We start from the raw sequence: 20081 nt of genomic DNA on the forward strand, positions 1-20081 counted from the left end.
GCGATAGCCGCCGTGACAGCGATGGGGCGCGGATCAGGCAGGAGGATGCCGCCGGCGCCGCACCAGGTCGCGGGCGAGGATGCCGACCACGGCGAGATTGATCGCCAGCACCGCCCACGACGCCCAGCCGGGGTGGCGCACGATCGCGTAGACGTCGAAGGGCAGGTAGATCGCCGCGGAGATGCAGCCCAGCAGCGAGGCCCAGGCCTTGGCGCGCCACAGGCCCCAGGCCTCGATGATGTGCAGCACGCCGTAGGCGAGCATGCCGGCGGCGGCCAGGTGCACCGCGCCGGGGTTGATCATGGTCAGCAGCGAGGGCAGGGCGCCGTGGTCCGGGTCCAGGCTGAAACGCACGATCAGCTTGTCCACCCCCGCGCGCAGCGGGGCCGGACCCATCAGTTCCAGCCCCGTGGCCGCCAGCACCGCGAGCAGGCCCTTGCCGGCCTCCAGCAGTGCGATCAGGTGCAGACCCGGATGCGCGTGCGGATCCGGGTTGTACGCCTTGTCGGCGGCCATGGGCGTGCGCTATCCCTTAGCCCGCGCGACCGGCGCGCTTGCGCTCGTTTTCGGTCAGGTGCTTCTTGCGCAAGCGGATCTCCTTCGGGGTGACTTCGACCAGTTCGTCGTCCTCGATGAAGTCCAGCGCCTGCTCCAGCGTGTACTTGATCGCCGGAGTCAGCTTGATCGCATCGTCCTTGCCCGAGGCGCGCATGTTGGTCAGCGGCTTGGTCTTGATCGCGTTGACGGTCAGGTCGTTGTCCTTGGAGTGGATGCCGACCAGCTGCCCTTCATACACGTTGTCGCCTTCGGCGGCAAACAGGCGGCCGCGCTCTTCCAGCGGGCCCAGCGCGTAGGCGGGGGTGGCGCCCGGCGCATTGGCGATCATCACGCCGTTCTGGCGCTTGGCGATGGCGCCCTGCTCCTTCGGGCCGTAGTGGTCGAACACGTGGAACAGCAGGCCCGAGCCCTGGGTCAGGGTGCGGAACTCGTTCTGGAAGCCGATCAGGCCACGCGCCGGGATCATGTAGTCCAGGCGCACGCGGCCCTTGCCGTCCGGCTCCATGTTCTTCAGCTGGCCCTTGCGGATGCCCAGCTTCTCCATCACGCCGCCCTGGTGCTGCTCCTCGATGTCCACCACCAGCTGCTCGACCGGCTCCATCAACTGCCCGTCGATCTCCTTGATGATCACTTCCGGGCGCGACACGGCCAGTTCGAAGCCCTCGCGGCGCATGTTCTCGATCAGCACCGACAGGTGCAGTTCGCCGCGGCCGGAGACCAGGAACTTGTCGGCGTCTTCCAGCTGCTGCACCTTCAGCGCCACGTTGTGCACGGTCTCGCGCTCCAGCCGGTCCTTGAGCTGGCGGCTGGTCAGGAACTTGCCGCCGGACAGGTCCTTGTTGCCGGCGAACGGCGAGTTGTTGACCTGGAAGGTCATCGAGATGGTCGGCTCGTCCACGGTCAGCGGCGGCAGCGCCTCGGGGGCTTCCAGCGCGCACACGGTGTCGGAGATGGTCAGTTCCTGGATGCCGGAGATGGCGACGATGTCGCCGGCCTGCGCGCTGTCCTGCTCGATGCGCTCCAGGCCGAGGAAGCCCAGTACCTGCAGCACCTTGCCCTGGCGCTTCTTGCCTTCGCGGTCGATCACCGCCACCGGCATGTTCTTCTTCAGCACGCCGCGCTGGATGCGGCCGATGCCGATCACGCCGACGAAGTTGTTGTAGTCCAACTGGCTGATGCGCATCTGGAACGGGCCGTCCGGATCCACGTCCGGCTTCGGCGCGTGCTGCATGATCGCTTCGTACAGCGGGGTCATGTCGCCGTCGCGCACGCTGTCGTCCAGCGAGGCGTAGCCGTTCAGCGCCGAGGTGTAGACGATCGGGAAGTCGAGCTGCTCGTTGGTGGCGCCGAGCTTGTCGAACAGGTCGAACACCTGGTCGATCACCCAGTCCGGGCGCGCGCCGGGGCGGTCGATCTTGTTGACCACCACGATCGGCTTGAAGCCCATCGCGAACGCCTTCTGGGTCACGAAGCGGGTCTGCGGCATCGGGCCGTCCATCGCGTCGACCAGGATCAGCACGGTGTCCACCATCGACAGCACGCGCTCCACCTCGCCGCCGAAGTCGGCGTGTCCTGGGGTGTCGACGATGTTGATGCGGTTGCCCTGCCAGGTGATGGCGGTGTTCTTGGCCAGGATGGTGATGCCGCGTTCCTTTTCCTGGTCGTTGCTGTCCATCACGCGCTCGGCCAGCACCGTGCGCTCGGACAGGGTGCCGGACTGCTTCAGCAGGCAGTCGACGAGGGTGGTCTTGCCGTGGTCGACGTGGGCGACGATGGCGATATTGCGAAGATTTTCGATGGACATGCGAAAGGGGGCCAGCCGGCGCCAGAAGGAAGGAAAGGAAGCCACCTAGTATACCCGGATCCCGTGACGCCTGCCGGCGGTCGGCGGCGGTGGGCCGGGCGGGGGCATTCAGGCGCCGGCGCCGGGCGCGGGCAAAGCCTGAACGAGGCGACGTGTATCCTATGCGCCCCTCATGACGCCCCCGTTTCCAAGGAATCCCATGTCCCTGATCGCCCATTTCGACACCGCCCGCGGCCCGATCAAGATCGAGCTGTATCCCGACAAGGCCCCGCTGACCGTGGCCAACTTCGTGAACCTGGCCAAGCGCGGCTTCTACGACGGGCTGAACTTCCACCGCGTGATCGCCGACTTCATGATCCAGGGCGGTTGCCCGGAAGGCTCCGGCCGCGGCGGCCCGGGCTACCGCTTCGAGGACGAGACCAACAACGGCGTGCGCCACGACCGCGGCGTGCTGTCCATGGCCAACGCCGGCCCCAGCACCAACGGCAGCCAGTTCTTCATCACCCACACCGCCACTCCGTGGCTGGACGGCAAGCACACCGTGTTCGGCAAGGTGCTCGACGGCCTGGACGTGGTCGACAGCGTCGCCCAGGGCGACGTGATCAACAAGATCACCATCGAAGGCGACGCCGACGCGGTGCTGGCGGCCAAGGCCGACCGCGTCGCCGAGTGGAACCGCACCCTCGACGCCTGATCCGGCGCTGTCCGCGCGACCGGCCCTGCGGCCGGGCGCGCGGAGCCTGCGTGCTACCATTTTCCCGATTGATTGCCGCACCCGACCGCCGATGACGATGCGCCCCCTTGTGTTGTGCCTGCTGCTGCTCGCCATCGGCGGCGGCGTGCATGCCTGGTGGCGCAGCGCGGACCCAGCGCCGTCGGCCGCACTGGCCGCGGGCGACCCGCGGCGGCTGACCGGCGAGGCCGGCATCGTCATGCTCGCCGCCGACTGGTGCGGCTACTGCCGCCGGCAACAGGCCGATTTCGCCCGCGCCCAGGTCCGCTACACGATCCTGGACGTGGAGCAGGAGGCCGGCCGCCAGGCCGCCGCCGCGCTGGGCCTGGAAGGCGTGCCGATCACCGTGATCGGCCAGCACGTGGTCGAAGGCTACGACACCGCCGCCCTGGACCTGCACCTGCAGCCGCTGGGCTATCGCGTCTACTGATCCACCCCACCCACTTTCTTAGCAGAGGAATCCCCCATGAAAGCACCCGTTCGTGTTGCCGTGACCGGCGCCGCCGGCCAGATCGGTTATGCCCTGCTGTTCCGCATCGCCTCCGGCGAAATGCTGGGCAAGGACCAGCCGGTGATCCTGCAGTTGCTGGAACTGCCGATGGAGAAGGCCCAGGCCGCGCTGAAGGGCGTGATGATGGAGCTGGAAGACTGCGCGTTCCCGCTGCTGGCCGGCATGGTCGGCACCGACGACGCCGAAGTCGCGTTCAAGGACGCCGACATCGCCCTGCTGGTCGGCGCGCGTCCGCGCGGCCCGGGCATGGAGCGCAAGGACCTGCTGCTGGAGAACGCCAAGATCTTCACCGCGCAGGGCGCGGCGCTGAACAAGGTGGCCAAGCGCGACGTCAAGGTGCTGGTGGTCGGCAACCCGGCCAACACCAATGCCTACATCGCCATGAAGTCGGCGCCGGACCTGAACCCGAAGAACTTCACCGCCATGCTGCGCCTGGACCACAACCGCGCGCTGAGCCAGCTCTCGCTCAAGCTCGGCAAGCCGGTCGGCGGCATCGAGAAGCTGGTGGTGTGGGGCAACCACAGCCCGACCATGTACCCGGACTACCGCTTCGCCACCGCCGACGGCGCCTCCATCGCCGAGGCGATCAACGACCAGGAATGGAATGCCGGCACCTTCATCCCGACCGTGGGCAAGCGCGGCGCGGCGATCATCGAAGCGCGCGGCCTGTCCTCGGCCGCCTCGGCCGCCAACGCCGCCATCGACCACGTGCGCGACTGGGTGCTGGGCAGCAACGGCAAGTGGGTGACGATGGGCGTGCCGTCCGACGGCTCCTACGGCATCCCGGAAGGCGTGATCTTCGGGTTCCCGGTCACCACCGAGAACGGCGCCTACACCATCGTCAAGGATCTGCCGATCGACGACTTCAGCAAGAAGTACGTCGACAAGACCCTGGCCGAGCTGGAAGAAGAGCGCAGCGGCGTGGCCCACCTGCTGGGCTGATCGCCAACGCGATCGCGTCGTCACGGAACGCCGGGCCCCGCCCGGCGTTTCGCGTTGTGGGAGTCCGACATGATGAATCTGATCCACTGGCGGCTGTACGTCGCCGTCGTCGAGTGCGGCAGCATCAGCGCCGGTGCCGCGCGCTGCGGCATCACCCAGTCCGGCGCCAGCCAGGCCATCGCGCAGATGGAGCACGTGCTGGGCGCGGCGCTGCTGCTGCGCGAGCGCGGGCGGATCCGGCCGACCCCATTCGGGACGCGTGCGCTGGAACATGCTAGGGCGATGCTGGCCGAGCTGGGGCAGATCCAGGCCCTGGCCAGGGCGCAGCGCGCACCGGGTGCGGCCTCGCTGCGGGTCGCCGGCTTCGCCTCGTCGCGGCCATGGCTGGCGCCACGCCTGCGCGCGTTCGAGCGGGCGCATCCGGACACGGGTGTGGTCTGGCTGGAAGGCGGCGACGAGGAGGTCGAGGCCTGGCTGGCGGCCGGGACGGTCGACCTGGGCGTGGTACTGGATCCGGCGCCGGAGCGCGACGCCATGGTGTTCGGCATGGACGAGTGGCTGGCGGTGCTGCCGCCGGCACTGGCGCGTCCGCAGGCGCGCGACATCGCCCTGGCGGAACTGCTGACGCTGCCGTTCGTACTGGCCACCGGCGGCTGCTGGCTGCATGCGCAGCGCCTGGCCGAACGCGCCGGGCTGGCGATCGCCGACCTGCGCCTGCAGGTGCGCGACTGGTCCAGCGCCTGGACCCTGGTGCGCGACGGCGCGGGCGCCAGCCTGCTGCCGGCGTCGGTGCTGCCGGCCGAGCGCGACGGCGTGCAGGTGCTGCCGTTGCAGCCGCGGCTGCAGCGCCGCTTCGCCCTGGTCGCTGCTGCACACGCGGCGCCGGCCGCGCGGCAACTGCGCCGGTTCCTGGACGAGGCCATTAGCGGCGCTACTGACCCGTCCTGACATTCTTGTTTCTCCGCAGGCCGCCGTGCCGCACACACTGCGCGCGCCGACTGTCCGGCGCCCCTGCGAGACCGTTCCGATGCTCCTCTATGCCGCTCCTGGCGCCTGTTCCCTGGCGCCGCACATCGTGTTGCGCGAACTGCAGTTGCCGTTCCGTCTGGTGCGCGTGGACAACCACAGCAAGCGCACCGACGAGGGCGGGGATTACCTCGCGATCAACCCCAAAGGCTACGTGGCCGCGCTGCAGCTGGACGACGGCCAGGTGCTGACCGAGGGGCCGGCGATCCTGCTGTACCTGGCCGATCGCTGTCCGCAGGTGGCGCTGGCGCCGCCCGCGGACGCAGACGCCTTGTCGCGCTACCGCCTGTACGAGTGGCTGGCCTTCATCAACAGCGAACTGCATGCCGGCAGCGTGCCGCTGTTCGATGCCGGGCTGGCACCGGCGCGGCGCGGCGCGGTCGCCGCCCGCCTGCTGCAGCGCTATGCCCATGCCGAGGCCATGCTGTGTACGCAGCCGTACCTGCTCGGCGAGCGCTTCGGCGTGGCCGATGCCTATCTGTTCACCGTGCTCGGCTGGCTGCCGCGGTTCGGCCTGTCGCTGGACGCGCTTCCGGCGTTGGCGGCGTACGCGGCGCGCATCGCGCAGCGTCCCAGCGTGGCGGCGGCGCTGGCCGCCGAGCAGGCGCTGCGCCCGGCCTGAGCGCGGCGCGCTGGCGGGGAGAGCATGACCTTCGGCGCTCGGCCGCGGCGCGGCGGCCGTGCTAGGTTGCCCGGGCCATTCGAAAGGGGATTTCGACCATGCTCATGCCGTTCCGCTGGATCGGCGCCCTGGCGCTCGCCAGTGCGTTGCCTGTCGCCGCCCACGCCGCCACCGCCGACAGCGGTTACCGGCAACCGCCCGAGCCGCTGCTGGGCGTGATGCGCGCCCCGCTCAATCCGACGCCGCGGCTGGACCCGACCGGGCGCACCCTGTTGCTGGTGGAGCGCCAGGCCTACCCGCCGATCGCGCGCGTCGCCGAGCCGTACCTGAAGCTGGCCGGAGTGCGCGTGGAACCGCGCACCCACGCCCGCCACGACATGTCCAACGGCTATGGCATCCGCGCCTGCCTGGACGGCTTCAGCCTGGTCGACGTGGCCAGCGGCAAGCAGACCGCGGTGACCCTGCCGGCCGGCGCCTGCCCGGCGCAGCCGGTGTGGTCGCCGGACGGGCGCCGCTTCGCCTTCAACAACACCGCGGCCGACCGCGTCGAACTGTGGCTGGGCGACGTCGCCACCGGCGCGGTGCGTCGCATCGACGGCGTGCAGCTCAACCCGGTACTGGGCGGCGAGATCCAGTGGCTGGGCGGCAGCGACACGCTGCTGGTGCGTGCGGTGCCCCAGGACCTCGGTCCGGCGCCGGTGAAGGCGGCGGTGCCGCCGGGGCCGGAGGTCAAGGAAGCGATCCGCGGCAAGGGCGAGAGCAGTACCTACGAGGCTCGCGACACCCTGTCCAGTCCCGAGGACGAGGCCCAGTTCACCTACTACGCCACGGCGCAGCTGGTCACTGTGGATGCCGCCAGCGGCAAGCTGCGCACGGTCGGCAAGCCGGCGGTGTACTCGGTGGTCGACGGTGCGCCGGACGGCCGCCACGTGCGCGTGGAGCGCCTGCAGCGCCCGTACTCCTACGTCACCACCTACGGCCGCTTCGCCCACGACGTGGCGGTGCTGGACCTGGCAGACGGCAGCGAGCGCGTGCTGGCGAACCTGCCGGTGGCCGATCGCGTGCCGGTACACGGCGTGCCCACCGGGCCGCGCGCCTACGGCTGGCGCGCCAACCAGCCGGCCACCCTGGTCTGGGCCGAGGCGCTGGACGGCGGCGACTGGAAGACCAATGTGCCGGCGCGCGACAAGCTGCTGACCCTGTCGGCACCGTTCACCGGCAAGCCGCGCGAACTGGCCAAGGTGACCCAGCGCTACGCCGGCCTGAGCTGGTTCGCGCAGGGCGGGCAGGCGCTGCTGGACGAGTACGACGAGAACCGCCACTGGCGCCGCACCACGCTGCTGGACGCGGACCGCCCCGGCAGCGCCGGGCGGGTGCTGTTCGACCTGTCCACCGACGACCTCTACGCCGATCCCGGCACGCCCGAGCTGCGTCGCCTGGCCAACGGCGAATACGTGCTGCGCGAGGACAACGGCGCACTGTTCCTGAGCGGGCAGGGCGCCACCCCGGCCGGCGACCGGCCGTTCCTGGATCGCTATGATCTGGCGAGCGGCAAGACCCAGCGTCTGTTCCGCAGCGGCGCCGATGTTGATGAGGCCTTCGCCGGGTTCGCCGGCGAGGACACCACCCGCCTGCTGACCTGGCGGCAGTCGCCGAGCGACCCGCCGAACGTCTACCTGCGCACGCTGGGCCAGGCGCAGCCGGCTGCGGCAGCCGGCGAGGCGGTGGTCGCCTCCACCCTGGCGCCGGTGACTCGCTTCCCCGATCCGACCCCGGTGGTGCGGCAGATCAAGAAGCGGCTGGTGACCTACAAGCGCAAGGACGGCGTGGAACTGTCCTTCACCCTGTACACGCCACCCGGCTACAAGGAAGGCACGCGGGTGCCGGCGATCCTCTACGCCTATCCGCTGGACTACGCCGATGCCTCCAAGGCCGGCCAGGTCAGCGGCGCCAACGACCGCGACTTCACCCGCCTGCATTCCTACCAACTGTTGCTGCTGGCCGGCTACGCGATCATCGACGACGCCGCGTTCCCGATCGTCGGCGACCCCAAGACCGCCTACGACACTTACCTGCAGCAGCTGGTGGAGAACGCGCAGGCGGCGGTGGACAAGGCGGTGGCGCTGGGTGTGGTCGACCGCGACCGCATCGGCGTCACCGGCCACAGCCACGGCGCGCTGATGGCGGCCAACCTGCTGGCGCACACCGACCTGTTCCGCGCCGGGGTGGCCACCAGCGGCAGCTACAACAAGACCCTGACCCCGTTCGGCTTCCAGAACGAGCGGCGCTCGTTCTGGGCCGCACCGGAGGTGTACGCGCAGGCCTCGGCGTTCTTCCACGCCGACAAGATCAACGAGCCGCTGCTGCTGGTACACGGCATGGACGATGCCAACCCCGGCACCGAGACCACCCAGGCCCCGCGCATGTTCCAGGCCATCCGCGGCCTCGGCGGCACCGCGCGGCTGGTGCTGCTGCCGTTCGAACCGCACTGGTACACCGCGCGCGAGTCCAACGAGGACGTGGTGGCTGAGATGCTGGAGTGGTTCGACCGCTACGTGAAGCAGGCGCCGCCGCGTGCGGCGTCGGCGTCACCGACCGCGGCGGCGCAGAAGCATTAGCAGGCGTAAGCAAAATGATCGACTTTGGCGCTCAGCTAGTCCTCTCGGGAGCTCTTAGCTTGGCGTTGAGTGGCGCCCTATTCTGGCTTTTGCGTTCATGGATATCAGAACGTTTGAAGAGCGCGATAAAGCACGAATACGACGAAAAGCTAGAGTCTCACAAAGCGCAGCTGCAGGCCCAGGCAGCTGTAGAGACCGAGCGACTCCGCTCTCAGCTAAGCATTCAAGCTACGGAGCACGCTGTCCGATTCCAAAGACTGCATGAGAAGAGGGCAGAAGTGGTAGGGCAGCTTTATTCTTTGCTGACAGAAGCCTACCGAAAGGCATCAACCTTTGCGTCGCCGGTTGAGTTGACTGGTGGGCCAGGGAAAGATGAGCAGTACATTGAGGCTCATAATAGTTTGTTCGATTTTTTTCAGTACTTTGATAGAAATAGAATCTACTTGCCAACATCAGAGTTGTGTGACTCAATTGATCAATTGGTTGAGGGTATTCGGCGGCAAATCGCTAGCTTCGGCATGTACACGCAGCACAAGGATGAGGGGCTGAATTCAAAGGCTCTCGAAAGAAAGTACGATGTCTGGATGAGGGCTTGGGAATTTATGGAAAAAGAGGTTCCTCTCGCTAAAGCTAAGCTTGAGGATGAGTTTAGGTTTATTTTGGGCGGATGATGATTATTGCAAATCCTTCAGGGTCAATGCTCCTTCGCTGCGCAACCTAATTTAGATGCTGGCCTCTGCATGAATCCTTACTACATCTATGCACTCAAGGATCCACGCAGAACACCTGCTATTCCTTTCTATATCGGTAAGGGTACAGGGATTCGGGCGTGGGAGCACACATTGAGAGTCGACAAGACTCGTAAGGGTGAGAGAATTGAGAAAATTAAAGCTGATGGTTATGATGTAATCACTGCGGTTCTCGCGGATGACCTGACGGAATATCAAGCTTTGAAGCTCGAAGCGGAGTTGATATCCGCTTTTGGGAGCGAATTGGCTGGGGGGTGTTGACAAACTCAGTCATACCGGAGGGTGTGAGGAAGAAGGTCAAAGATGACTTGATAATTCCTTCTGGAGTCGTAGAAAAGGCTCAAATTGGTCTGGAATTTTTAAAGTCATCTATTCTTGAGTTGGCTCGAGCTAATCCGGAAGGTGTCCTTAATTCGGATGTCGCAAAGGCACTTGGCCTGCAGAGTGACTATCTTGGCGGCTCAAAAGATTATTTGAGTTGGAGTGTACTTGGACTGCTTATGCGTGAGGGCAAGATGGTTCGAGTAGAGCCTAAGAGACATAAGGTCACGACTAAGTAGTGATAGGCAGTTCATCCAAGCCGAAGTGACTTTTCCATGCGGCTTGAGCCAGATGCTTATCCATCGCTCCCTTCTACCAAGGTCGGAACGACGCCCTCCCCGCCGAAGGACTATGCTCGGAGCCGGTGCACCGGCCTTGGGAGGGGCGGCATGGACTACGCGACGCTGTACCGGCGTTCGATCGAGCGGCCCGAAGAGTTCTGGGCCGAGCAGGCCAGGGCGATCCACTGGGAGCGGCTGCCGCAGGCGATCCTGGAGTACGACACGCCGCCGTTCCGGCGCTGGTTCGCCGGCGGGCTGACCAATCTGTGCCACAACGCGGTGGACCGGCATCTGCCCGAACGCGCCACGCAACTGGCGCTGGTCGCGGTGTCCAGCGAAACCGGGCAGACTCAGGAGATCACCTATGCGCAGCTGCATCGCGAGGTCAACGCCTTCGCCGCGGTGCTGCAGCGGCTGGACGTGCAGCGGGGCGACCGCGTGGTCATCTACATGCCGAACATGGCCGAGGCGGTGTACGCGATGCTGGCCTGCGCGCGTATCGGCGCGGTGCATTCGGTGGTGTTCGGCGGCTTCGCCGCGCACAACTTGGCGCTGCGCATCGACGACGCGCGGCCCAAGCTGCTGATCGCCGCCGATGCCGGCAGCCGCGGCGGCAAGCGCATTCCCTACAAGCCGCTGGTCGATGCCGCCTGCGCGGAGGCCAGTGCGCCGCCGCCGACGGTGCTGATCGTCTCGCGCGGGCTGGATCCGGCGCAGCCGCGCTTGCCCGGGCGCGACGTCGACTATGCCGAGCTGCGCGCCGAGGTCGGCGATGCGCAGGTGCCGGTGGTGTGGCTGGAATCCAACGAGCCCAGCTACCTGCTGTACACCTCCGGCACCACCGGCAAGCCCAAGGGCGTGCAGCGCGATGTCGGCGGGCATGCGGTGGCGCTGGCGTTGTCGATGCGCACGGTGTTCGACTGCGGCCCGGGGCAGACCATGTTCTCCACCTCCGACGTGGGCTGGGCGGTGGGGCATTCGTACAACGTATACGGCCCGCTGATCGTCGGCGCGACCTCGCTGCTGTACGAAGGCCTGCCGGTGCAGCCGGATCCGGGCGTGTGGTGGGCGCTGTGCGAGAAGTACCGGGTGCGCACCATGTTTTCCTCGCCGACCGCGATCCGCGTGCTGAAGAAGCATCCGGCGCGCTACCTGCGCGAGCGCGACCTGAGTGCGCTGCGCTATCTGTTCCTGGCCGGCGAGCCGCTGGACGAGCCGACTGCGTTGTGGATCGGCGAAGCGCTGGGCAAGCCGGTGATCGACAACTATTGGCAGACCGAAACCGGCTGGCCGGTGCTGACCCTGTTACCGGGCGTCGAGTTGCGGCCGGTGAAACCGGGATCGCCCGGCTTTCCCAATCTTGGGTACCGCACGCGCATCGTCGACGAGCACGGCGTCGAGGTGCCGGCCGGGCGCAAGGGCGTGCTGGTGATCGAGCCGCCGTTGCCGCCGGGCTGCATGACCACGGTGTGGAACGACGACGCGCGCTTCCTGCGCAGCTACTTCAGCCATTTCGATACGTTGCTGTACAGCTCGCTGGACTGGGCGATCCGCGACGAGGAAGGCTATACCTTCATCCTCGGCCGCACCGACGACGTGATCAACGTGGCCGGACATCGCCTGGGCACGCGCGAGATCGAGGAAGCCATCGCCGGCCACGCCGACGTGGCCGAGGTCGCGGTGATCGGCATGCATGACGAACTGAAGGGGCAGGTGCCGGTGGTGTTCGCGACGCTGAAGCAGGTCGCGCCGGATGCCGCGGCAGTGGTCGAGGAACTGCGCCAGTGCGTGGTGCAGCGTCTTGGCGCGGTGGCGCGCCCGGCGCAGGTGTATCTGGTGCAGGCCTTGCCGAAGACGCGGTCGGGCAAATTGTTGCGGCGCTCGCTGCAGGCGCTGGCCGAACAGCGCGATCCGGGCGATCTGTCGACGCTGGACGATCCCGGCGCGCTGGAGGAAATCCGTCGCGCCTTGCGCGGTTGACGTGCGACCGGCGACGCCGGCGCAGCCGCGCCGGCGTCCGCATCGCCGATCAGCTCAGCCCTTCGGCCTGCAGCGCCGCCTGCACCTGCGGATCGGCGGACATGCGTTCGAAATGCAGTTGCAGATTGGGGCCGAGCGCGATCTGCTGCGCGCGCGCCCAGCGCAGGGTGACGAACAGGTAGGCATCGGCGATGGAACGGCGCGCGCCGCCCAGCCAGGTCTGCTGTTCCAGCGCAGCTTCCACGCGCGCGTACAGCGTGCGCACGCGTTCGCGTGCATGTTCCTGGGTGCGGGCGATCACCGCGGCATCGTCGAGATAGCGGGTGCTGCCGAACAGCGGATGAAACGCCGGGTGCAGATCGGCGTTGAGGAAGGCCAGCCAGCGCTGCACTTCGGCACGGCTGCGCGGGCTGCCGTCGCCGGCCAGGTGCGCGTCGGGCACGAGATCGGCGATGTAGTTGAGGATCGCCGAGTTCTGGGTGAGCACCCAGTCGTCCATCTGCAGCGCAGGCACCGCGCCGGCCGGATTGATCGCCAGGTACGCCGGCGCCTTCATCGCCGCGGCATCCAGCAGCTTCAGTTCGAACGGCAATCCGGCCCAGCGCAGCGCGATGTGATCGGCCAGCGAACAGGCGCCGGGCTTGGAATAGAGTTTCATGGCAGGCGGCTCCGCATCGGTCAGGACGGCAGAGCGTACCTGCTGCGCGGGGCGCTTGGCGATGAAGGCGCGCCTTGCGTGGCGCGCGCGCCTGCGTCAGGACATGCCTGTGTGGCGAACAATCAGGACGCGTTGCGTGGACGCAGCTTCTGCACGCGATAGAACGTGTGGTCGCCGATGGTCGCGACCTGATAGGCATTGCGCCAACTCGGGCTGGCGATGGCATGCGCGGCGAAGTGGCTGGCGCCCGGCACGATCTCCTTGCGCTGGCCCTGCGGCAGCGCCCAGTTGCGCTCGGCGGCGAAGGCGACCTTGACCGCATCGGCCCAGGCGTCGTCGTTCTTCAGTTCGGTGCCCGGCTTCACCAGGCCTGGCGCGAACTGCTTGCGTGCGGTGACCACCTGGCACATCGAATCGCCCCACAGGCCGCTGTCCAGGCGACGCAGCGCCACTTCGGCGACGGCTTGTTGTCCGCGCAGCGTCTGGTCGCGCGCTTCCAGGTACACGGTGGTGCTGAGGCAAAGCGAATCGGCAGCGGGTTGCGGCAACAATTGCGAGAGCCAGAGAATCCAGGCCAGTTTCATCGTACTCCTTGCTCCGTATGGGCCGTCGTCGTGGCGCTGCGCCGGGATGGCGCGGCAAGCGATGCGGCTTGGCGTCATGGGGAGGCGGCCTGTCACGGGCCGCCCGGGTGCCGGCAATCTGAAGTCCGGCGGATCCGCCAAGATGGGCGGATCGAGAAGAGGCGCGAACGATAGGGGCCGGTTCCCGAATCGCAACTGAATCCCGAGTGTTGACAGGGTTCACATCTCGCTGTGTCGAGATGCCGTCGTGCCTGGCCGCACGACGGCATTGTGCAGCGCCGCACTGCGGCGCATGAGGCTCAGGGAAACTGCCTGCGCTGCATCAGCATGGCGTACACCTTCACCACCGGATCGGCGTGTCCGCTCAGTTGCGCCAGGCGTTGATCGCGATCCGGCCAACGCTGCGCCTGATCGGCGAGCACGCGCAGATCGCCGAACCAGGTGTCGTGATCGCGTGCGTAATACGGGCCGCTCAGCAGCGTGGCGAGCAGGTGCATGCCGCGGTCGCGCGCCGCGCCCGCCGGCGCGTACTCGAGATAGCGCAACAGTTCGCGCAGGCGCGCACGCTGCACGCGGCCGCTGTCGTCGCTGGCGGCGGTCTGCTGCAGCACGCCGTGGTCGAGTTGGTCGAGGAACTCGATCGATGCTTTTTCCGTGGCCGCATCGCCTGCACTGGAAGCCGGATCCAGCAACTGCGTGCGGATGTTGTAGCCGGCCTGGCGGATCAGCGAGATCGCATCGGCGTCGATCGACTGCGCGGGGAGCTGCGGTGCCGGCACGATGCGCTCGGCCGGCAGCTCGGCGACGAAGCGCTGTTCCAGCAGCCAGTGGTTGCCGAGCACGCTGGAAGGGCAGCGCGTCTGCGCAAGATGCGCAGCGACGTAGCCGCGGTAGGCGGCGTGCAGGCGCTCGCGCAGGGCGCTGTCGGACACTTGTTGCAGCACCAGCGGCATGTCGCCGGCCACGCTGAGTTCGGTGGCGGTGAAACCGGCGTCGTCGCCGCGGATGCGTTCGAACATGCGCACCAGGCTGTCGCCGAGCTGTGCCTGTCCCGCAGTGTCCAGCGGCGCCGCGGCGAGCGCCATCTTCAGCGCCGGGGCGGTGTCGGTTTCGTGTTGCGCCGCGTCCACGCGTGCGGCGATTGCGCTGGCGCGCGCTGCCGGTGGTGCCGGCTGCAATGCGCTGGCCAACGCATAGGTCGGGCTGGGATCGTCGAGATAGTCCGCATCGCAACTGCCGGCGTGCGGCGTCGGCAGCGCGGCGAACAACGCCTGAACCTGCGCTGGCGTGGCGTGTTGTGCGGCGCGTGTCTGCAGCGTCAGCCGATCCAGACCAGCGGTGCGCGGTGAGCGAAGTTCGTCGTCGTGCTCTTCGTCGATGCTGCCGACGCGGGCCAGGCCTGGCATGCGCCGTTGCGCGCGCTCGGCCAGTGTCACGGCCTGTTGGGTCAGCCGTTGCGCGGCAGCGGCCCGGTTGCCGTCGGCTGGAAGATCGGCGGATGCAGCCAAGCGCAGCAGCACATCGGCCTGGAAGTCGGCAGGCAGCGCCTGCGCCGCAGCCAGCACCGCACTCGCAGGTGGCCCGGGCACGGCGCTACCGTTCATCGAATCGGCGCCAGCGGACGGCGGCGTCTGCGCACTGGCCGGACCGGCAGGGGGGTGTGTTGCGAGGGAAGCCGGCGCTGCGGGTTGCGCGCTGTGGGCGGTGGCCACGCGTTGCAGCAGCGGCACGCAGGCGCCGGCGACCAGCAGCGCGAGAAGCAGATGGCGGGGACGTGGGGCGTAACGCATGGGAACTCCTGAAGGCGGGCGACGGACTGCACGGCGCATGGGCGCCGTGCAGGACCGGGGAGCGCACTCCCCGGGCGACCATCCAGTGGTCAGTTGTAGCGCGCGGTGTTGCGCGGCACGTTGGCGCGAATCACGCCGAGCGGATCGTCGGTGATGATGCTGGTGAAGCCGGCAGTGACCTGCGCGCGGAAGTCCGGACGGTCGTCGGCGGTCTCGTTGCCGAAGTACTTGGTACGGGTCAGGTAATCGTCGAGCGAGGCACAGCAGGTGCCGTTGCTGCGCACGTAGTGCTGGCCGTCATGGCTGCTGAGGCGGTACTCGGGCACCGGCGAGAACGCGCCGATCGCGCGTTTCTGCGCCTGGTTCTCGGCCAGCAGTTCGGCGGTCGGGTCGCCGCGGCGGGGCTGCTTGTTGCCGATTTCCAGCCAGGCGAAGCCGTTTTGGCGACGCGCCTCGTTGATCCAGGCGTTGACCCGGCACGCCGGCGTGTCGCCGCGCCCCGAGCCGCACTCGCCGACGTAGCCGCCATCGGCCAGCCTGTCCATGTCGCCGGCGTAGATGGTCGGCGCGAATGGCACACCCTTGGTGAAGCGGGTGATCTCGCTGGGCGTCTTCGGCAGCAGCGAGGCGCTGAATTTCAGCACCACCTGGTTCTCCATGCGGAACGCATGGACCTGGTCGGCCGCGCGCGAGACTGCATCCAGGTTCTTCAGATCAAGCACCACCACCATGTGGTTGGCGTAGGTCACCACGGTGTTCAGCGCCTTGGCCAGCGAGGTCGGATTGTCGTTGGTCTTGGCGAAGTTCTTGTCGCGCAGGAACGAGTTGACCAGATCATGACTGGTCAGGGTGCTGATGTCCGGATTCCAGCCCTTCGGATTGGTCGCCGGCTGGAAGATATAGAAGCCGGGCTCGTGATACACCACGCGACCGGCGTTCTGGTCGTGGAACAGCCAAAGGATGCCGTCGGAGGCCTGCTTGACATCGAGTTCGATCGCTTCGATGTTGTTGTTGTAAGTGCTGAGGATCGAGCAGGTGGAGTTTTCCGCGCAGCCGTTGCCGACCAGCCCGCGATGCGAGATCACCACGACATCGGCGTGATTCCCTTGGTAGGGATTCTTCATCACGTTGAGGATATGTTGCGGGTTCCAGTTGCTGGCGGCCGACGCCATGCCGGACAGCGTGGCCAGCGACGCGCAGGCCAGCGCCAGGGCGAGAACCTTGGCGGGTTTCTTGGGCAGTTTCATGTGCTCTCTTCCGTTCGGGGTTGATGGAATGAAGTGAAGCAGCGCAGCGCGCGGCAACCGCCGCGCCCATGGGCGCGGTTGTCTGCAGCGCAATGCTCGAAGCGACGGGCATCGTCCTGGCGTTGCATGCCACCCGTCTGAAACTGGAATCCTGGCGACACCCCGCGTGGGCCACCGCGCGGTGTCGCCGGGATTTGGACCGAGGCCGGCTACCGTGGCGTGTCCGCGCCGTGCAGGTAGCGTTGCAATGCCAACGGCTCGTCGGTTTGGATCATGCTGACGCCGTGCTTGCGCAGCCCACCCCAGACCGCGGCCGGATCGCGCAGCGCGCGCTGGTCGGTGTAGTTGGCCGACAGCCGCATCGGCCTGCCGCTGGCGATGTCGTTGGTCATGGTGTTGACGAACAGGCGCGCGTGCGGCGCCAGTTCGCGCTGCGCGATGTCCAGCACCACCGGGTCGTCGAACATCAGCTGCACCACCGCCGGCTGCAAGCTGGCGGCGCGGCGCAGGGCCTGCTCGGGCGGCAGCGTCGATTCACGCTGCAGGTACAGCGCCTGCACCGCGATGTCGGCCTTGCGCGCGCGCTGCAGCACCGCAGCGGGCGCGTCCAGCGGCACGTTGAGCAGCACGTCGCGTTGCGCGCCGGCGGCCTCCACCACGTCGATCACCTGGTCCAGCGCCGCGGCCTTGACGTCCAGGTTCACCAGGACCTTGTCGCGCGCCACGGCCAGCGCCTGCGCCAGCGTCGGCGGATGCCGCGCGGTGAGCGTGCTGTCGCGGCCGCCACCTCGGCTGCGTACGCGCAAGGCGGCGATCTGCGCCGCGTCCAGATCGGCCACCGCGCCGTGCCCGTCGGTGGTGCGGTCCACCGTCTCGTCGTGCATCAGCACCAGCGCGCCGTCGCGGGTGGTGCGCACGTCGATCTCGACCATGTCCACGCCGCGCGCGATGCACGCGGCGATGCCGTCCAGGGTGTTCTCCGAGGCGAACGTCCAGCAGGCGCGGTGCGACACCACCAGCGCCGGCCCATGCGGGTCGCGCAGCCGGTCGGGCAGGCTTGGCGTTGCCGCCATGGCCAGGACCGGCATCGACAGCACGGCGCTCATCAGCAGTCTCCGGCAGCGCATGCTCACCATCTCCAGGTCAGCGACGCGTTGTAGTTGCGGCCGAAGATCGGCCGCGCGTAGATCGCGTCGGCGGTGCCCTGGCCGGACAGCGTGTCCACGCGCGCATTGCCCTCGGTCAGGCCGAGCGCGTTGCCGACGTTGGCGGCGTGCAGCTGCAGCTCCAAGTGCGCGCTCAACCGCGCGAACAGGCCCAGGTCGTAGGTGGTATAGGCGGGCAGGGCGGTGGCGTTGGTGTAGTCGACGTAGCGCTGGTCCATGCGATAGGCGGTCGCCGACAGTTCCAGCGGCCGGCCGTCGATGTCGAAGTACAGGGTCGGGCTGATCGACGCCATGAACTTCGGGATGCGCGAGATCTGCTTGCCGTCCAGGTCGCCGTAGCTGAGGCCGGTGGTCGCGTTGCTCAGACCGCGCGTCTGCGGATCCTGCAGCGTGGCCGAACCGGTGATGCCGAACAGCGGCAGCGGCCGCCAGGTGAACTCCGATTCCAGGCCCAGGGTGCGGGTCTTGCCGACCAGCGCCAGGCTCTGCACCGCACCGCTGCCGTCGAGCACGATGGCGCTGATCGACAGATCGTTGAAGCGGCTCCAGAAGCCGACCGTGGAGAACGAGAAGGTGTCGCCGAAGCTGCCGCGCAGGCCGGCCTCGGCCTGGTCGATATCGGTGACGTCGGCGTTCTGTGTCTGGTAGACGTTCTGCAGCCGCGGCAGGCGCTGCGACTGGGTGTAGCGGGCGAAGGTCTGCAACTGCGGGGTCAGCGCGAACTCGGCACCGAGCGTCCACTGCGTGGCATGGCGATGATCGGTGCGCGGGCTGAACGCGCCGCTGAGCCCGCCGACGTTGTCGTCGGCCAGCGTGGTCGGATCGCCGAGATTGCGCGTGGTGGTGGCGTAGACGCCGCCGTTGGCGTTGTAGCGGGTGTAGCGCACGCCGGCATCCAGGCCAAGGCGGCCGAAGCGCACCGAGTCCCACAGGTACGGCGACAGGTAGGTGCCGTTGGCGAAGCCACTGGTGACGCCATTGCCGTAGCGCACGAAGCCGTTCTGGGTGACCGAACCGACCACGTTGCCGGCGGCGTCGTAGGCCAGTACGTCCAGGCGCTGCGCGTTGTTCTGCAGCGTGGTCAGCACGGTGTTCTGCAACCGGTCCTGGCGGTATTCGAAGTGCTGCACGTTGAGGCCGGCGGTGAGCGTGTGCTGGCCCAGCGCGGTGTCGTCGAACGCCTTGCTCAGGCGCAGATCGTCGGACAGCGTGCGCAGATGCGTGCGCGTATTCCACAGGCCGCTCTCCAGCACCAGGCCGTTGGCCGCGGCTGGATCGTAGGCGGCGCCGTTGCGGCTGGCGACGTAGCCGACCCGCGCCACCCGCGCACCGAAGCCGCTGCGCGCGCGGCCGAGTTGCGTGTTGAGGTAGGTGCCGGCGTCGTAGGGCGCGGCGCCGGAGAACAGCGCGGTGTAGTCCACCTCCGCATCGACGAAGCGCATGCGGTTGTTGAGGGTCAGGCCGTCGCCCAGATCCCACTCCAGGTGCGTGCCGAGTTGCTTGACCTTGCTGTGGATGCCGTCGGCCAGGTCGAGGTTGCGCGCCAGCGGGCCGTTGCCGTCGAAGCTCAGCGCGGTGGTGTGGCGCAGGTCGTTGGACAGCAGGGTGCCGTCCAGCGGATCGATCAGCGCCGACAGCGATTGCGACGGGTTGCGTGGGTCGGCCAGGGGGATCGGGTTGTAGAAGGCGGTCCGGTCGTTGAGGTACTTGGCGTCGACGTCGAGGATCGCATCGCCCATCAGGAAGGTCAGGTTGCCGCGCAACTGGCCACCCTGGTCGGCGGTGTAGCCGGTGCGACGCAGGCCGTCGTCGCTGCGGTGGTAGCCGCCGATGCTGTACAGCACGTTCTCGCTGAGCGGGCCGGCGCTGTAGGCGTCCTCGCGGCGCAGGCCGTCGCTGCCGACGCTCATGCGCACCGCGCCTTCGGGGGTGGCGGTGCCGTGGCGGGTGATGGCATTGACCGTGCCGCCCGGCGCGTTGGTCGCGAACAGCGGCGAGGTGCCGCCGCGCACCACCTCCAGGCGCTCGGTCATCATGTCCAGCGCGAACAGGGTGTCGACGTTGAAGAAGCTTTCCTGCGGCTCGTCGAACAGGGTCAGGCCGTCTTCCTGGTATTGCACGTAGTACCAGCCGCCCGCCGGCAGGCCGCGCACGTAGAGGTTCTGGCCGCCGCCCTGGCCGCCGGAGGGTTCGGCGGAGAAGCCGGGGACCGCCCGCAGCATGTCCACGCTGCTGCTCGGGGTGCTGCGCTCCAGGCGTTCCTTGGACACCACGCTGATCGCGAAGGGGGCGTCCTTCTGCGACTGGCCCTGCGGCGTGCCGGTGACCACGATCTGGTCCAGCGTGGTGGTGGCGTCTGCCGGGGGTGCTGGCGCGTCCTCGGCATGGACGGTCGCGGCGCTGCCGAGGATGGACGCGAGCGCCAGTGCCAGCAGGATCGGGTGCGGATGAACGGTACGCATGAAGACCCCCAGTAAAAGAATGTGGGGTT

The 20081-nt window shown here is 67.9% G+C and carries 17 protein-coding genes; 9 read left to right on the forward strand and 8 right to left on the reverse strand.

Annotation, left to right across the window (positions count from 1 at the left end):
- Positions 1–33: 33 nt before the first annotated feature.
- Positions 34–516: a DUF2127 domain-containing protein gene (locus tag SLW52_RS02365; protein ID WP_017908695.1), complete on the reverse strand. Its 483-nt coding sequence runs from the start codon at positions 514–516 to the stop codon at positions 34–36.
- A 16-nt stretch (positions 517–532) separates the two neighbouring features.
- On the reverse strand, positions 533–2362 hold the full coding sequence (typA, locus tag SLW52_RS02370; protein ID WP_010340464.1) for a translational GTPase TypA: 1830 nt from the start codon (positions 2360–2362) through the stop codon (positions 533–535).
- Positions 2363–2561: 199 nt separating this feature from the next.
- Between typA and SLW52_RS02375 the strand changes: the two genes are divergently transcribed.
- The 9 genes from SLW52_RS02375 (at position 2562) to prpE (ending at position 12145) form a co-directional block, all read left to right on the forward strand.
- Entirely contained in the window at positions 2562–3056 is a 495-nt protein-coding gene (locus tag SLW52_RS02375) for a peptidylprolyl isomerase (protein WP_152182219.1), read from the forward strand.
- 91 nt (positions 3057–3147) lie between these two features.
- Positions 3148–3525, forward strand: coding sequence for a glutaredoxin family protein (locus SLW52_RS02380; RefSeq protein ID WP_320739516.1), 378 nt, complete (start codon positions 3148–3150; stop codon positions 3523–3525).
- Positions 3526–3561: 36 nt separating this feature from the next.
- The gene (locus SLW52_RS02385) at positions 3562–4548 is read left to right on the forward strand and encodes a malate dehydrogenase (protein ID WP_267104207.1); all 987 of its coding nucleotides are present in this window, start codon (positions 3562–3564) and stop codon (positions 4546–4548) included.
- Positions 4549–4617: 69 nt separating this feature from the next.
- Positions 4618–5496, forward strand: a complete 879-nt coding sequence (locus SLW52_RS02390; RefSeq protein WP_320739514.1) for a LysR family transcriptional regulator — start codon at positions 4618–4620, stop codon at positions 5494–5496.
- A 79-nt stretch (positions 5497–5575) separates the two neighbouring features.
- Positions 5576–6196 carry a glutathione transferase GstA gene (gene gstA / locus SLW52_RS02395; RefSeq protein ID WP_320739512.1) on the forward strand — a complete coding sequence of 207 codons (621 nt, stop codon included), beginning with the start codon at positions 5576–5578 and terminating at the stop codon, positions 6194–6196.
- Between the two features lie 98 nt (positions 6197–6294).
- A complete protein-coding gene (locus SLW52_RS02400; RefSeq protein ID WP_320739510.1) occupies positions 6295–8814 on the forward strand; it encodes a prolyl oligopeptidase family serine peptidase in 2520 nt (839 codons plus the stop codon).
- A 14-nt stretch (positions 8815–8828) separates the two neighbouring features.
- Complete coding sequence (locus SLW52_RS02405; RefSeq protein ID WP_320739509.1) at positions 8829–9485, forward strand: hypothetical protein; 657 nt, start codon at positions 8829–8831, stop codon at positions 9483–9485.
- Between the two features lie 69 nt (positions 9486–9554).
- Complete coding sequence (locus tag SLW52_RS02410) at positions 9555–9824, forward strand: GIY-YIG nuclease family protein (protein ID WP_320739507.1); 270 nt, start codon at positions 9555–9557, stop codon at positions 9822–9824.
- 449 nt (positions 9825–10273) lie between these two features.
- Positions 10274–12145 (forward strand): propionate--CoA ligase, encoded by a 1872-nt coding sequence (gene prpE, locus SLW52_RS02415; protein ID WP_320739505.1) that lies wholly within the window; start codon positions 10274–10276, stop codon positions 12143–12145.
- 49 nt (positions 12146–12194) lie between these two features.
- Here prpE and SLW52_RS02420 read toward each other — a convergent pair whose 3' ends face one another.
- The 6 genes from SLW52_RS02420 to SLW52_RS02445 all read right to left on the reverse strand — a co-directional run bounded on the left by SLW52_RS02420 (position 12195) and on the right by SLW52_RS02445 (position 20052).
- Positions 12195–12803, reverse strand: a complete 609-nt coding sequence (locus SLW52_RS02420; protein WP_320739504.1) for a glutathione binding-like protein — start codon at positions 12801–12803, stop codon at positions 12195–12197.
- 122 nt (positions 12804–12925) lie between these two features.
- Positions 12926–13387, reverse strand: coding sequence for a cell wall hydrolase (locus SLW52_RS02425; RefSeq protein WP_019797714.1), 462 nt, complete (start codon positions 13385–13387; stop codon positions 12926–12928).
- A gap of 299 nt (positions 13388–13686) precedes the next feature.
- Positions 13687–15177: a hypothetical protein gene (locus SLW52_RS02430; RefSeq protein WP_320739502.1), complete on the reverse strand. Its 1491-nt coding sequence runs from the start codon at positions 15175–15177 to the stop codon at positions 13687–13689.
- Between the two features lie 89 nt (positions 15178–15266).
- A complete protein-coding gene (locus SLW52_RS02435; RefSeq protein WP_017911121.1) occupies positions 15267–16424 on the reverse strand; it encodes a glycerophosphodiester phosphodiesterase family protein in 1158 nt (385 codons plus the stop codon).
- A 209-nt stretch (positions 16425–16633) separates the two neighbouring features.
- On the reverse strand, positions 16634–17530 hold the full coding sequence (locus tag SLW52_RS02440; protein WP_320739501.1) for a glycerophosphodiester phosphodiesterase family protein: 897 nt from the start codon (positions 17528–17530) through the stop codon (positions 16634–16636).
- Positions 17531–17553: 23 nt separating this feature from the next.
- Positions 17554–20052 (reverse strand): TonB-dependent receptor, encoded by a 2499-nt coding sequence (locus tag SLW52_RS02445; protein WP_320739500.1) that lies wholly within the window; start codon positions 20050–20052, stop codon positions 17554–17556.
- Positions 20053–20081 lie beyond the last annotated feature (29 nt).

This window comes from Xanthomonas sp. LF02-5 (assembly GCF_034105325.1).
Taxonomy (GTDB): domain Bacteria; phylum Pseudomonadota; class Gammaproteobacteria; order Xanthomonadales; family Xanthomonadaceae; genus Xanthomonas_A; species Xanthomonas_A sontii.

Coding starts and splice junctions, on each gene's coding strand:
- SLW52_RS02440 (WP_320739501.1), bottom strand. CDS start 17,530: ATGAGCGCCGTGCTGTCGATGCCGGTCCTGGCCATGGCGGCAACGCCA.
- SLW52_RS02365 (WP_017908695.1), bottom strand. CDS start 516: ATGGCCGCCGACAAGGCGTACAACCCGGATCCGCACGCGCATCCGGGT.
- SLW52_RS02385 (WP_267104207.1), top strand. CDS start 3,562: ATGAAAGCACCCGTTCGTGTTGCCGTGACCGGCGCCGCCGGCCAGATC.
- SLW52_RS02445 (WP_320739500.1), bottom strand. CDS start 20,052: ATGCGTACCGTTCATCCGCACCCGATCCTGCTGGCACTGGCGCTCGCG.
- SLW52_RS02405 (WP_320739509.1), top strand. CDS start 8,829: ATGATCGACTTTGGCGCTCAGCTAGTCCTCTCGGGAGCTCTTAGCTTG.
- SLW52_RS02425 (WP_019797714.1), bottom strand. CDS start 13,387: ATGAAACTGGCCTGGATTCTCTGGCTCTCGCAATTGTTGCCGCAACCC.
- SLW52_RS02420 (WP_320739504.1), bottom strand. CDS start 12,803: ATGAAACTCTATTCCAAGCCCGGCGCCTGTTCGCTGGCCGATCACATC.
- SLW52_RS02410 (WP_320739507.1), top strand. CDS start 9,555: ATGAATCCTTACTACATCTATGCACTCAAGGATCCACGCAGAACACCT.
- SLW52_RS02375 (WP_152182219.1), top strand. CDS start 2,562: ATGTCCCTGATCGCCCATTTCGACACCGCCCGCGGCCCGATCAAGATC.
- SLW52_RS02435 (WP_017911121.1), bottom strand. CDS start 16,424: ATGAAACTGCCCAAGAAACCCGCCAAGGTTCTCGCCCTGGCGCTGGCC.
- SLW52_RS02400 (WP_320739510.1), top strand. CDS start 6,295: ATGCTCATGCCGTTCCGCTGGATCGGCGCCCTGGCGCTCGCCAGTGCG.
- prpE (WP_320739505.1), top strand. CDS start 10,274: ATGGACTACGCGACGCTGTACCGGCGTTCGATCGAGCGGCCCGAAGAG.
- SLW52_RS02390 (WP_320739514.1), top strand. CDS start 4,618: ATGATGAATCTGATCCACTGGCGGCTGTACGTCGCCGTCGTCGAGTGC.
- typA (WP_010340464.1), bottom strand. CDS start 2,362: ATGTCCATCGAAAATCTTCGCAATATCGCCATCGTCGCCCACGTCGAC.
- gstA (WP_320739512.1), top strand. CDS start 5,576: ATGCTCCTCTATGCCGCTCCTGGCGCCTGTTCCCTGGCGCCGCACATC.
- SLW52_RS02380 (WP_320739516.1), top strand. CDS start 3,148: ATGACGATGCGCCCCCTTGTGTTGTGCCTGCTGCTGCTCGCCATCGGC.
- SLW52_RS02430 (WP_320739502.1), bottom strand. CDS start 15,177: ATGCGTTACGCCCCACGTCCCCGCCATCTGCTTCTCGCGCTGCTGGTC.